The sequence below is a fragment of the Kribbella sp. NPDC056861 genome (assembly GCF_040687575.1).
Classification (GTDB): Bacteria; Actinomycetota; Actinomycetes; order Propionibacteriales; family Kribbellaceae; genus Kribbella.
Genome location: NZ_JBFBNQ010000011.1, coordinates 37021 through 52584 on the forward strand (window position 1 = coordinate 37021; position 15564 = coordinate 52584).

1 protein-coding gene (only partly in view) is annotated in these 15564 nt (G+C 67.3%); it reads right to left on the reverse strand.

What is annotated here, in order from left to right:
• Window positions 1-15428, reverse strand: the 5' end (the start) of a protein-coding gene (locus AB0P21_RS39865; RefSeq protein WP_363704491.1) for a hypothetical protein. It extends 24973 nt beyond the left edge of the window; only the first 15428 of its 40401 coding nucleotides appear in the window; it begins with the start codon at window positions 15426-15428; its stop codon lies off the left edge, out of view.
• Between the last annotated feature and the right edge of the window lie 136 nt (window positions 15429-15564).

A 15564-nucleotide genomic window follows, 5' to 3' on the forward strand; every position in this document is an offset into this window, starting at 1 on the left:
CGGGGCAAGCCGTCCAGACCGAGCTGCCGCAGTACCAGTTCGCCCAGTGTCCGCCATTTACTCGCGGCATCCTGAGCGCTCAGTCGCGCCAGGAGCTCGCCGTACGGCAGGTCGCCCAGCGTTGCGACGTACTTCAGTAGCGCAGCCACGGCCGGCACGTGCGGATCGGGCTCCAGCCCGAGGTCGCTCCCTCGCAGAGCCGGATACTTGTCGAGCAGACCCAGCCGGGCCATGAACTCGTCGATGTTGTCAAGGGTCCAGGCCAGACTGACACCGCGGTCGAACGCCGTTGTCCAAGGCGTTTGAACCGCGAGCTCCGCGGCCTGAAGATCGACAACGTTCGCGCCGCTGTGCAGGCGAGCGTGCTCGAAGAGCAGGACCACCAACGCCAGCCGACGGCGAACTGCGTCTGCTGCCGTCCAGTCCGTGGGTGACGCCTTCAGCAGTGCTTCGAGCGGGTCCAGAACCAGGGTGGGCGACAGCTCCATCGAGCCGTTCCACTGCGTCACTGACGGTCTCATGGCCTCGGTCGAGAGAACCTCTCCGGTCCACTGCGAACGCGCTGCCGGATTGAGCTGTCCGGCGATCCGCGCGGCCTCGGACAGGAAATGCCGGAACTCTACGGTCGGAACGCTCCTCCCACCAGCGAATCCGGAGACTCTTCGATTCCGCTCCGCCCGAGCGAACTCAGCCATCGACCGTACCGTGTCCGCCAATTGGCCGCCACGTGCCGCCGACCGCACCTCGACTCCCTCGCCGGTCAAGCCCGAGAGGTCGGCAAACCCTCGTCTCAGCCGATCGGCCATCTGCAGGGTCGGTGCCTTCGGAAGGTGGCCGGCAAGCAAGCGAGCCAGCGCGGCCAGCAGCTCGTCGGGGCGCTTCCGCGACAAGTCGGTCACGATCATGTCGATTTCCTGTCCGGGCTGCAGCGCAATCCGGTCGAGGACCGCGTCGACGGCTGGCGAGTACTTCGGATGAGCAGCCGCGTGAATCCGCTGTACCGGCAGCTCCGCCGACAAGCCGAGTTGCTCAACGATCGCGGGCAGCCTGCGGGCGGCAAACACCTCCACCAGGCCATGCGTCACTTCAGTCACGCCCGGGGCGCCGAACATCCTGGAAAGATTGCGGTTGTCTCCCGGCGCCGTAATCGGTGGCCATCCCAGCAGGTAGGCGACTTGTCGGACGAGGACCCCGAGGCCGTCCACGAAGGCACGAGCCCCCTCGGGTGTGCGCCAACCGGCCCGCAACGCTCCAGCTGTATTTACCGCGAGCCTGAGTCGCCTGGTCCAGTACGGCAGGACGTTCGCCTCGTGGCCGATTTCCTGCAATTCCAGATTCCACCCGCTACCGGCACCGGCGCTCTGCTCGACCAGCGAAACCACCCGGATCACCAGTTCTTCGAACGACTGCGGCACCCCGGACCCGATGAACCCGACGGCACTGGCCGGGAATTCTGTCACCAGCGCCCCCGATGCCAGCCTGGTGATCGTGACGCCGGACAAGATCGCGTCTAATGACTGCTGGTCGGCCGCCGTTGAACCCCTGCCGATCTGACCGGCGTCGGCGTCAGGGCGTAGCAGTTCCGCGGAAACCTCTCCCCCGCTCAAGACCGGAAACTCGATCTGGCGCCCGGCGAGCAGATCAGGATTCCGGCGTAGCGTTGCAATCGCGGCGTCGAGGTTCCGCACCGCCTGCTCGATCGCTTGGTCTGGTTGCGCGGCGATCAGCCGCTCGAACGGCTCCACCATCTGGAGCGTGATCCATCTCGCGGCAACCGCCTGCAGGTGACCGGGAACCACGTGCGCCAGCCCGCTGCTACGCAGTGCCAGCTCGCCGATCGCCATCCACTTGTACTGGCGCCGGTACTGGAGCAGCTCGGAAAAGACGTCCCGGATCGACCGCCCGTCGAGGGCGGCCAGCCGGCCCACCAGGGTCGTCACCAGCTGGGTGTAGCGCGGATAAGCATCTCTCGTCGGTGCGAAGCGGATCTCCGGGAACCGCGAAGGGCCCGGAATCCGGCGAAGGAACTCGTGCTGGACCTGCCACATCCAGCCTTCGGCGATTCCCTCTTCAAGAGCCTTCATCGCCAGTCCGTTGACCGCCGTGAGCCGATCCAACGCGGCAGTCCCGAGCAGATGTGCGTGCTCGTGCAGCAACGTCAGCAGATCGTCGCGATAACGGTAAGCCGGGTGGTCTTCGTTCGGGAGGCGGCCCGGATCGTTGTCGAGCAGCAGCCGGCGCAGCCTCCCGACTCTTCCGCTGGAAAGGAAGATCGCGCCGGTTGGCCTGGTCGAGGCGAAGTCTCCGAGCAGTCCATGGTGAACCGAGCCCGACCATCGAGTCAGGGTGGCCCCGGCCAGCTGCTGCGCGACGATCGCTGCCTCGATCATCAACCTGTCGAAACCGGTGGCCGACCGCAGCAACTGGTTCCTCGACTCCGGCCCTCCGTAGCTGATCACCTGGAAGACGTCCGCGGTCGGCTCTTCCCGCAGTCGCTCCATCATCGTTCGGATGCGCTCGCCATGCACCCGTCCATTGCTGATCCAGGTTTCTCGATCGACGATCTGCATGACGGCGGCATCGTCGAAAACCGACCGGACGTAGAGCTCGAGTTGCGCCGTGACCACAGGCAAGCGGTCCACCGGCACGAACTGCCGCAGAGCGGAGGTTTCGAGGAAGAGCCGCACCAGCGCCGCGCTCTGGCCCGACGTCGAGGCGGTCACCAGCTCCGCCCAGACTGCCGGTGCGGGCCGGCCGAGGTAGGGGATGACGCTGTCCAGCAGTCCGGTGACGGTCGACGAGAATCGCGGGTGGGCTCCCTCGGGAACCCATGACCTTGCCTCTGGGGCCAGAGAATCGAGGTGCAGACGCTGCACGAAGGCCGGGAAGTTCGCGTGCACGAACCCTTCGAGGATGCCGCTCTCCAGTCCGGCGGCGCCAGGATCGCGCACGGCTGACCATTCCGGTGTCGCACGGAGTCCGGTGTTACGCGACAACCGGGACACCTCGTGCAGCAGGCCTGCGATCGCCCTCAGATAGGCCGACTCGGTGCGCGCGGACAACGACCATGCCTCTTGATCCAGCAGTTCCCGGATTGATGCTGCCTGCTCCGGAGTCACGACCAGCGTCCCGGTGGGGTCGCCTACGGTGGTCGGCCGCTCTTCCAGCCGGAAGTTCCACCGTAGTTCCGTACCGCCGGCAATCTCGTGGGCGGCGTTGATCGCGCGCAGTACGAACTGGTCGAAGTCCGCCGGTACCCCTTCTCCGGCCTCACGCAGCGACGCCGCCGGGTACTCCGTCCACGGCACCCCGTCGATCATGCCGGTGCGGATCCGGGGCAACCACTCGTCCGGCGAGTTCGGGGCGGACCTGATCGCGGCCGCGATGTCATCCAGGGTTCTTACCGCCAGCACTCCTTCGGCCGTCGACCGCGCTCCCGCATTCGGCGCGGTAGCCGGAATCGTACTGACGGCGGCGTAGGTGCCTCGCACTCCATCGGCAAGCGCCGTGATCGCGATCTCGTGCCGGTCCGCTCGCACGACGCCGGACAGACCAGCCTGCCGGAAGGCCAGCGTTCCCATCTCGTGCCACAGCCTGGATGCCCCCTGCCCGTTCAGTCGCGACATCACCGACCGCATGCCGGCCACCGTTCCGCCTCCAAGGTGCGAAACCACTGCACGGACAGCTGGAACGAGGTGCGGGAAGTCAGCCGGTACGTCCAGACGACTGACCACCTCTGCCCAGACTTGCAACCCCGGCAACCTCGACACCAGGTCGTGCACGAAGGCCACGGCCCACGCCTCGCGAAGCCCCGTGAGGAAAGCCCCGGTTGCCGGGTCGCTCATCGCGATCTCATCGGCGCTGTCCAGCGAGAGCCGGTCGGACAAGAGCCGTCCATGATGATGAGCCAGATCCTTGAACCGCTCCAGCACGGCCTCGTCAGTTGCAGTAGGCAACAACAATCGCTGGTCCGCGGCCAGCCCGGCAAAGTCACGCAACGACCGGCCGAGGTCGGCCTCGAACTCCAGCGAGGTATCCCAGTGAGGAGACGACCCGCTGGGGCCGGCCACCTCGCGCAGATTCTTCGACCACTGCGAGAACCCCGCACCGGTCAACTCCTGCATCGCCTCGCCGGCCGCCAGCATCATCCGGTCGAACTCGATCGCCCGACCATGACTCGCTCGCCCCGCAAGATCCGTGATCTTGTACAACTCGGTATCAGGCCGCGCTCCGAGCGCCTCCCGCATCGCCACCAACTGCCTCGCCGCATGACCCGCACGCACCGAGGCCCGGGCCCCAACGGCCTCCAACCCCGGCATCGACAACAACCCACGGAACAACAACACCAGCCAGCCACCGAACGCACCCTGCGCCCGAACCAGCGCTTGCGGCGGCAACGCCCGCAAACCTTCCACCTTCAGGAACATTCCTGCCAGCGCCCGCACCTTCCCCGCCGGATCAGCCAGGCCCAGCTCCAGCAGCAGCCGATCCCAGCTCTTCCCCGATCCCTCCTGAGCCACCGACAGCAACCTCACCACAGCACGTGTGCCCGCGGTCTCCTCGATCTCGCGTAGCAGCGACCGATCCACCATCGGCAGTCCGACACTGTCCGCGAAACTCCTGAGCGACCCGACCGTCAGTGCACCCACCACACCGGACTCCAACAGCAGCAGGTCACTCCGCGACGTCAAGGATCTGCCATGCGCGAACGGCAACAATCCCTGGAAGAACTCGACCAGCGCCCGGTCGTACTCCGCACCTCCGAGCACGGCCGGCGACTCGATCAGCCGACGCAACGGCCCCGCTACCGTCATCGAGTCCACCACTAAGGTCCGCACATCCAGCGCGGCCCCAGCAGCAGCACCCCCCACCCGCTCCTCCAACACGTGATTCCAGAACATCGCCGAAGCGCCCATCAGCTCCTGCACGAAATTCATCCCCCGCACCACCAAATCGCCGAACGAGCTGACGCGACCGGCCGCCGGAACCACCAGCATCTCGCCCGAGAACACCGTCCGCCCCTCAGCACCCGCCACCGGAACCGCCGCAGGCGCCATCACCACATCGACGTCGGCCACAACCAACTGCGGTGAGCTCGGCACGGCACCGGCGAAGTCCATCTCCGGACTCGGCATCGGTGATTCGGCCCACAACTCGGCAACCACGGCCCGCACCCCGCCCACAGCGGACTCGCCGACCTGCGCCGCCTCCCGCAACCGCGCATCCGGCGCCATGAGATGCAGCTCACGGAACGGACCCTTGATCTGCTCGATGATCCGCCCGATGGCGCCCTGATGCCCAGCCTGTGGCAGGCTGTCGGCCAGTCCGCCTTCGCGCAGGATCAACTCGCCCAGTGTTGGCCACTTACTCGCGGCATCCTGAGCGTTCAAACGCGTCAACACCTCATGAACCGGCATCCCACCCAACGACCTCACATACCCGGCCACCACCTCAACAGCCGGCGCATACTCACCGAAGAACGCCGGAATCTCGCGGGTTCGGAGGGCGATGGCCTCGTTTCTCAGGTCGAGCCGAAGGATGAACTCGTCCAGATGAGCCGCGGTCCAGGCCATTGACGTCCCCAGATCGAAAGCCGCGGTCTCCGGCACCAGGACAGCCGCCTCGGCCACCTGCAGATCATTCGCCCCGGAACTGAGCAACCGAGCATGCTCGAGCAGGAGCACCGCGAGCGCGTACCGGGCCTCTCCAGTTCCCAGTGGCCGCGACTGAGCCAGCACCCGCAGCGGCTGCATCACCCGATTCATCGAAAACTCCAGCGCGCCGCTCCAGTGCGTCAGCGAGGAAGCAAGACCACCCGTCCAGTGAACCTCCCGGTTCCAGTGCGAACGCCCAGCTCTGCTGAGCACCCGCGCGACCTCCGGTGCTTTCCTCAGGACGTCGGCGATGTCGGTCGCTTGAATCACCACCCGAACCGCAGCAGAAGAGAGGTCGTCGACCCGATAAGGGTTTTGGTATACGGACTGTCCGCCGTTCATGCGGGAGAAATCTGCCAGTGACTGGGCGGCCGTGGCCAACTGCGACCCTCGCGCTCTCGATCGGGCCGCGAGATCGGTTCCTTCCATTGCCGCAAGCTCTTCGAGCCCCCAGATCAGACGCCTCTCAAGTGGAATCAGCTGCGCCGAGGTCAAAGGCTCGTTCCCGGTGGCGTCAGCGAACAACCGCGCCAGCACCGCCTTGTGCTGGGTGGGTCGAACCGCGTTGAGCTGAGCCAGTATCTCCCCTCGACTTTGCCCGGACAGCTCACCGAGCCGCTCGACCAGCGCGGCGACCGCCGTGGTGAAAACAGGAGTGGTTTCCGGCAGACGCGGCTCAAGCCGCAGAAACGGCGTCAACGCGAGCCGCTCGACGACGTCGCCCAGATAATGACGAGCGAACAACTCGGCTACCGCTCGGTTCAGGCCGGCGTCGACCGGCCGCACGCCACCCGCCCATCCCATCCGAGGGTCCCAGTTGACCAGGTGAGCTGCCTGCCGGACCAGAATCTCCAAACTGCTCACGAACTCAGCCGATGCCTGATCGGTGGCGAACCCGAACTGTCCACTGCCTGATTCCGATCCGGCCAGGATCGGCGTCTGTAGTCGGTTCACCACGGTGAGCGGCAGTCGGATCACGCCGGCGCCGCCCGGCAACTCATCGCCCCGAAACACCTCGTTCATCTCGATCCGGCGAGTCCACACGATGCGTGCACCGCCACTGAACTCTTGGACCAGATCCACCACCCGAACCAGCAGTTCGTCGAGCGACCCCGGAACCCCGGTGCGTGGCACCTCCCCGGGTGCAATCTCCAAGACGCGCTTCACCACAGGTGGCGTCACTCGCCCCACCACTGGTGGAACTACTTGTGGCGTCGGCTGACCTGTGAACAGGGCCGTCACTTCGCCTTGCACTGCGCCCACCGCGGCCTGCCCTGCCCGACGCGCGGTCGATGCCAGATCGGCATCCTGCGGATCGAGGCCGGTGAACGGTATCTTGGCCCGTTCTACGATCTGCTCGACTGCCCGATCATGCAGATGCGGTGGCAGGTGGTCAGCCAGCCCTGAATCCCGCAGGACCAGGTCACCGAGCATCTGCCACTTCGCCGCGGCGTCGGCCCCCGCCAGGCGTGTCAGAACCTCGCTGACCGGACGCTGTCGCAACGACGCGACGTACCGGACGACTTCCTCGACGGCCGGCTGATAGCCATCGAAGTGGCCGGACGCGGAGACCTGTCCCAGCTGAGGATGTGCCCGAAGCAACCCGAGCCCTTCGACGAACGCGTCGAGATTGTCCGACGCCCAAGCCGTCGTCAGGCCGTGCTGCCAGGCCGCAGTCGCCGGATCCAGGGCAGCGACCTCGACTCGGCCAAGCTCGGCTCCACCACGAGTGAACAGTCCCGCATGCCCTGCGAGAAGGACCAACAGTGCCTGTCGGTGAAGACCGGCGTCCTCGATTCGCAGCGCCCCCGGTTCCAGTTCGGCCAGCAGACGGAGCGGACCGGTGACCTGATCGGACGACAGATCCAGGGAGCCATCCCCGGGAACCCTGCTGGTACCAATCCCCGGCGTCTCGTGAATTGTGCCGACCCACAGCGATTGCGTCTCCCCGAGTCGCTGGGCGAGACCGGCGGCATCGGTCATCAGCCGGGCGTAGTCGCTGTCGGCATCCAGCAAGGCCCCGCCGGCCGCACGATCACCCACCTCGAGCCGCCGGTACACGGCGTCCGGGTTCGACTGCAGATGCAGCGCCATTGCCCGAACTGTCCGGAACAGCTCTTCGCCCCGCGATCTCGAACGTATCGCGAGGTCATCTCCCTGCAAAGTCGAGATCTGCTCGAACCCAACCGTCAGTCGCGTTTCCAGAGCAGTGACCGCCTGCTCCGGATAGCGGGGGGCCAAACCGTCTGCCACGAAGAGCCGCGCCAGCTTTGACGCCACTCTGCCGAAGGTCGTCGTTCTCAGTGCCCTCAGAACGTCGCTCGGGCGTCGGCCAGGCATACTGCCGAGCCCTTGCGCGATCGCGTCAACCGCCGGTGTGAAGGCCGGGTAGACCAGATCAACCACCGCTGCGGGAAAATGCGCCTCCAGACGGAACATCTGCGTCGCCTGGGCCACCTGACCACTGGCGAGCAGTTCGGTGAGCCCATGCATCATCGCCGAGTCGGCGGATGACATGAACGGCCGTAGGCCCCGCTGGTCCGTCCGGCCGACCATCTCGCGAACGAGAGAGCTGAGACCGCCTCGCACCCCGGCCCGTGCCGCGGCAGAGTCGAATGTGAGCCTTATCGGTTCGATCTTGTAGCCCCCGACGACGTCGATACGGCTCAGCCTGTAGTGCGTCCTATCCGACTTGAGCGTGATTTGGATGGCCTCGCCACCCGGCCCTCTGCCGAACCGCTCGACCAGCGCTGTCACCCGGTCCACAACCTCGGCGGCCTGCCATGAGACCACGGTCGCGGATCCGCCGGCCATGGCCTGTCCACGACCGGAGCCGAACGGCACAGCAGTCGCCGGTACTGCGACGAGTGGCCTGCCGACCGGTCGCGAAAACACAGCGGACGGATCCGCGGCCATTCGCCTGACGAGGTCGAGGCCACTCCTGAAGGCCGTCCGCCCGATCTCCTCGGGCAGGACGGTCTGGCCGGCCTCGGACGTCAGCCGCCGGAACTGGGCCATCATGTCCACTTGGACTCTTGCCTTGGCCGCGTCGACCAACTGCCCCGCGAACCGCCCACCCACACCACTGCCGTCGAACAGAAGGTCGACCAGCGCCGCCCATTTCGTCGCGGCCGACTCACGATTGAGCAGGGCAATGATCTGCCCGGCCGAACGGCCGCCCACCCTCTCGATTCCAGCGATCAGCTGCCAGGTCGCCGCGCGGTACCGCGGATACGTGGCATCGATCTGGACGGTGTCTAGCCCCCGGATCCTGTGGGCCAGCCCCAGGTCCCTGACGAAGTCCCGGACCAGGGCCTGAGCCCCGATCTCGGTCAGCCCCTCCTCCAGGCTACGCACCGCAGCATCGTCCGCGGCCGCCCATACGTCGTTCATCCAGTCGGTTCCCCGCGGAGCGACCACATGCAGGAACTCGTGCAGCAGTGTCTTCGCACTCTGCAGCAGCTTGCCCGGGGTGTAGTAGCCGCCAACGCCCGGCCCGACCAGAGCCCGCAGCGGGCCGGCCATCCGCCATCGATCAAGCTCCAGCGCACGATCCCAGCCGACTGTGCCCACTTGGCCACCCGTGGTCTCGACCAGCCAGTGGCTCCACAGATTCGCCTCACCGTTCACCAGCCGGCGAGCGACCTCGGCGCCGTTCGCCAGCAATCCACTGAGGTCGGTCGGCGGCACCAGACGGGCCGGATACTGCGCTGGAACAACGATCTTGGTCCGGCCCACGACTCGCCGCTCCGGCCACCGCAGCCCCGCCGGAACCTCCCCGCCCGCGAACGGCACCACCTCTGCCAGTTCCGTCGTCCGAGTCTCCGCACCGCCGACAGGTAAGAACGAGTGAACCCTGGTCCAGCCCGCTTCGACCGTGCGTTGCGCGATCGCCACCGCCTCGGCCGTCTGGTCCGGAGTCAGACCGGTCAGCCGGCTGAACTCGTGGTTCATCACCTGGTGGACGTCGGCCTTGAGCTGCGTCAGCGCGGCCACCGGTAGGCGACCAGGCGGGAACGCACGGTCGACCAGCAGGTCGACGACCGCGGGCCATTTTCCACTCGCGCCCCGGCCGTTCAGAACTGACAGGATCCGGGGTATCGGCAGGGTGGTCAGTTCGGCTAGGTTGTGGGCCAGAGCGTAAGCGGCAACGCTCAGTGCAGGGTTTCCCGGCGCTGGGCGATCGGCTGGGAGGTCACCCAGCCGCTCGCTGAGACCGAGTTCCCGGAGGAAGGCCGGCAGCATCCGATCGCTCCAGACGGCCGTCACCCCGTGCTCGAGAGCCCAGGCCCCGGGGTCAGAGCCGACCAGGATCGCGTCGTTGCCGAGCTGGCTGAAACGCTGACCCAGTAGCCGGGCATGCCCACGCAACAACGCCTCGGCGGCGAGCCGGAGTTCCCCGTTCCCACCCGGGATCGGCGGGCGGTACGGATCGTACGCCGCCGCCAGCGCCTGAATCAGCCGCGGGTGGATCCACACGGATCGATCCGAGCGGACGGTCTGCACTCCTCCCGGGGACACAGGCACGACCTGCTGGTTCCAGTGCGACCACTGCGCGTCGCTCAACCGGCGAACGATCTCGGGAGCGGACTCCATCAGGGCCACGAAAGTTTGTGGTGAATCCAGTCGGGCCGGGAAATGGTCCAGGTGCCTGAAGGTCAGCGGGTGCTGATGGCCGAAGACCGTCCCACTCGGCTCTGCCAGCAGGGTAGGGCGGGCCGGCTTGAGCCAGTTCACCATCTCCCAGCCCGCCTTGAGAGTGGCGAGACCGACATTCGCCGACCAGGTGGAGTCCATCGTCGGGTCAGGGGTGACCTGCGGCTTCACCTGCCTGAAGACGTTCCACATCTCCTGAACGACAAAGGCTCGAGCAGGCACCACGAGATGGGTGGGCAGACTCTGGGCCAGTCCCGAGTACTCGAAGAGCAGCGAGACCAGCCTCGGCCATTTCCCGGCGGGTCCTTCCCGGTTCAGGACGGCCACCACATCGGCCTTCGGCACGCGTCCCAGCAGGGCTACTCCACGGACCATGCTGTCGGCCGCGGGGACGAAATTCTGGTATACCGCATTCGTCGCCCGTGGCGGCAGGATCGAGCCCCAGCGTTGGAGACCCAGCCCGCTGATCACCTGACCGGAGAACTCCAGGGCGAAGAGTTCCGTCACGCCCTCTTCCAGCGCATTGACCGGAGGCTGGACCATCACTTCCGGCACCCGGCCCCAGGCAACGGATTCCGGGACGGCGAAGTGGGCCAGCTCATGGCTCAGGAGCCGTACGGAATTGCGCAGGACGTGTTCGGTGCTGCCCGGCACAGCTGGACCGACAGGACCGAGCATTATGCGCAGTCCAAGCCCCAGTGTTCTGTCGATCAGCAGGCTTCCGTCCAGGTGCGCGACGCCTCCGAGTCCGTCGGCGACCTCATGGACAGTTCCGTTCCACTTGGAGACCTCCGCGCCGGTCAGCCGTCGTACCAGTTCGGCGGCGTTGCGAACCATCGTCACCAGATCTGTTGCTCGCGGCAACGTGTCGCCGGGCTGGAGCGGCGCTGCATAACTGGTCTCGATGATGGGATGCCCGAAAATGCTCTCCAGCCCTGGGTTCGGCATCGGGTGGACGTCCACCGACGATCGATCCTGCAGCCCCAGACCACTGGGAGACGCCATCAGATTTCGAGGCACCTCCACCACTTCGCCGACGATCCGTCCCGGTAGCCCGGGCAGGCGGTCGACCGCTGCGACCGCGTCGCCGATCGCGCGCAGGCCGAGGTCGAAAGCCTGCTGGTTGGCGTGCGGGCCGGTCAGCGACCCAAGTCCGGCGTACGCCGAGTCGAAGACCTCCCGAACCACCACTCTGGCAGCTGCCACGACCCCAGGCTTGGCCCCCGATCCCAGCCCGATCGCAGCCAGGACCAACCTGGTCGGCACAGCCATCCCGCGGTCGGCGTTCCGCGTCAGCGACGAGAAGATGTCGCCGACCGGTTGGCCCGTGAGCTGCCCGATCCCGTGGGCCAGTCCGAGCGCGGCAGCCAGTCTCGGCCGAGCGGCCGGCGGTGCCTGGACGGTTGCGATGGCGCCGGTCTTTGCCGCCTTGACGGTCAGGGGAAGAACGTCGAACCGCTCGAGGGCCGCGACCGCGTCGGTGACAGCTCGGGTGCCCAGATCGTAGGCCTGCTGAGGAATGTCCGGCCCGGACAGTGCCGGCAACTGTCTGAAGGTGGTGCGGAAGTTCTCCGCAATGACCGACCGTGCTGCCACCACCAGGCCAGGACGGCCGACCTCACCGACTCCGAGCGCATCCAGCATCAAGGCAACCGGTACCGGCATCCTGGGATCGGTACTCCGTACGATCGGCACCAGGATCTCGCCGATCGGCTTGCCACCCAGCCGGCTGATCCCTTGTGCCAGACCGAACGCGGCCGCCAACGGCACCGGATTCACCGGCTGCCCCGCCCCCCACGATCCACCGTCCCGAACCCGTACCCCCCGAGCCTCGACGCCCGCCGCGGGTACCACGGGGGCGGGCAGGCCGACCGGTCCGTCCACTCCGGCCGCCAGCTCACTGCGCCAGGCCCGTCCCCAGATTCCGGTCGACTCACCGGCCCGCACGAACAGGTCCTTGGCTCGACGAGTCCATCCCTGCGGGGCAGCAGCCGGCAAGGCAACGTGCTCCCGCACAGGCGGTATATGTGGCGAACCGGCGTTGACAGCGGCGTCGTAGTAAAAGACCACCTGCCTGGAGTAGGTTGCCATCGGCGGCAAAGGCACCCGGGCGACCGGTGCCGGCGGCGGCGGTACGAATGGCACATCGGCCACGTGCGCCTGAGCGAGCGCCTCCCCGACCGGCGTCTTGCTCATCTTGCCGACCGTGGACGGATAGCCGAGCCGATCAACGGCCGCCAACGCGTCGGCCACCGACTTCTGACCGAGTTCGAAGGCCTGCTGGCCGGCGTGTTCGCCCGCTAGCGACTCCAGCCGGCCGAAGGACTCCAGCATCGCCTGCCGTACTTCGAACCTCGCTGTCGAGAGGAATCGCCCCGCGGAGTCTTCGCCCAAGCCGACCGCGTCCAGCACCATCCGGACCGGCACCGACAACTTGTTGTCGCCGCTCCGCAGGACGGCACCCATGATGTCGCTGACCGGCACGCCACTCGACTCGCTGATGCCGCGCGACATTCCGAACACAGCCGCCAGGAACTTCCGGTTCGCAGGCGTCCCGGGCGGGCCCCCGCCCCACCGGAAGTCGCTCCGTGCGGGCAGCACCGCGGCAGCACCTGCCATCTCCGTCGGTACGGCGGCGATCTCCGGTGCCGCCTTGCCCGCTACTCCTGGAGAGCCGATGTGTGGGTCGATCACTCGCGGCGCCGTCTCGACCTCAGCGCCGAAGGGCAACTCGAACGACCCGTCGTCCTCGGAAACGTAGGCACGCGGGCGCTCCCCGACGGGCGGTGCCGCCGGCGTGTCCACCCGCACCGGCGGCACTTCGGGAGTGGCTACGGGAACCGCTGGCACCTCGACGTGGACCGGCGGCGCGCCGGGCGTGCCGGATCGGCCTCGTCCGGCCAGACCCGGAACCGAGCCTGCCTCGGCGGCCGGCGAGTGAATCAGCCGGAGAGCCGCGTCGATGTGCTCGACCGATGGCGGCGGCCCCTGCAACCCCTTGCCGTTGGCAACAAAAGCGGGTTGCCCGGCAGTCGCCGGACCGGCGTCCGGCCGAACCGGTACGATGGTCGGCACCTCGACCACCGGAGCTCCGGTCTCCGGTGGCTTGCGAAGTGGTGCAGCCACATCTGCCGTCGACACCGGAGTTCCCGACGGTACAGCGACCGTGCCGACGTCCGTCCGAGGAGCCAGTATTTCGGCCACGTTCGCGATCGAGGCCGGTCCGGCGGTGCCGGCCAGAGCAGGAATATGGGTTGCGTTGGCCGCAACGGAAGGTACACCGACCGTCGACGGCACCAGCAGACCCGACGTGTGGGAGGTGAACGCACCGGCGCTGATTCCGTGCACAGCGCCTGCCTGAACAGCAGGAATCGCCGCCGGGTTCGGGAGCGCGGCAGTGCCGAGCAGGGACGGCAACTCGTCGATCTGGTGAGTCGCCTGATGGCCCGCGACTGCTGAGAGGTTCAGTTCGCCGGGCGCGAACGTGATCGGCGGCACCTCGACCCGCACCTGGTCGGTCAGTGTGCCGCCGAGCCTGTTCGGCAGGTTCAGATGGGGCGGAGTTACGCCGAGATGGGGTAGCGCCGAGCCTCCGACCACCGGTGGGGTGACTGCCGGCACCGGAAGAGGCGGTGTCTCGATCGCTCCGCCGAGATGGACGCCGGGCACCGTCAGCGTGGGCGGCGGCAAAGCGCCGTGCCGGAGGTCGAAGTGCACCGAGTCGGCGAACGAGTCCGCGTGCCGGCCTGCCAGGTGGCCGAAGACACTGGGTTCGATGTCGATGGCGCCGCCGAGCTGCGTCGGGGGTATCACCACCGCGAAGTCGTCGAAGTCGACGCCGCCGACGTCGCCGACGTCGAGGTGCGGTTGGAACTGCCCGTCCACCCCCACCGGAAGGCGCCCGAACACCGGCTTCAGATTGAATCCCAGCGGAGCCGGCTGGAACCGGAAACGGCCGAAGACCCCACGGTCCCAGACCCCGATTCGCAGCGCGGTCCAGAAGCCGTGGATCCGCATCTCGGGGGCGTTGACCGGCAAGATGAGCCGGGTCCAGAGCACTCCGCCGAACGATCTGGCCAGGAAGCGGGGCGTGTTCCGCGCCACCCAGGCCACACCACGGCCGAACTTGCCGGCCAGATCGACGGCCTTCCAAGCCAGCCCGATCCCGAGCGCGGCGCCGCCCCCGGCAAGCCCGGGGATCCGCGCGATTCCAGGAAGCAGCCGCGGCAGGTCCCCCACACTGCCGACGACGCTGACCAGCCCGGACGGCCGGAACGTCAGCTTGCCGATGAAACGGGTGCCGAACAACCCCGGCATGAACACGTGGACTCGACCGACGGCGCTCCCCAGACTCTCCAGTCCGGTCTTGATTCCAGCGATGCCACCGCCGAGTTTGCCGCCGATCAGTTTGCCCAGTTCCTTGACCGGCAACGCCTTGGTGGTCGGGACGATCAGCCCGAGACCGGCCAGGAAGAGGTGCAGGATGCTGCCGTGCCCGCTGGCGAAGTCAGCCACCGCCTTTCCGAACAAGGCGATGTTCGCGGCCCAGAACGCCAGCGCGATCGGTCCACCGAACACGATCGCGGGCAGGATCAGCGCGATGGCCAGCCAGAAGAACGCCTCCCAGAACAGACTGCACTGCGAGACCGGCAACGAGATGTCCGCGACGGAGTTGATCCGGTCCGACACGAGCCGGCCGTGTTCCCCCAGCTCCTTGCCCGCCAGTTTCGCGTCAGCGACGTACTGCTTCCAGGCCGCGTCCTTCTTGTCGAGCCCACGGGCGGCAGCCAGCGCGGCATCGGCACGGGCCTGGTGATCGACCAGCGACCCCTGCCACTCCTGCAGTGCGGCCGCCGAGGTCTCGTACGCCGTCACGATGTCCGCGACATGCCCCCGCAACCGTGAGTCGACCTTGCCCCGCAGCGCGTCCGCGGCATCGCCGGCGAACGCGTCGTCGCCGACCGTCGCCATCACCCGGTCGATCGCGTTCATGATCTCGCGGGCCTTGCCGCCCAGTTTGGCGAACTCGGCCGACATCGCGGCGATCACGTCGGGATCACCCGGCGTCGGATCGTCCACCAGGCCGAGAACGGACCAGTCGACGGGGCGTACTCCCACGTTCCGTCCTCTCCTGGTCACCGAGGGTGGCGGTCGATCACGAAAAAGGTCAACCATTCCACGCTGTGGTCAGCTGAATGGTTCATTTCAGGAGTGAGTGGTCAAGAGCGGTAGACGCGGCCCCGGGGAATGGGTA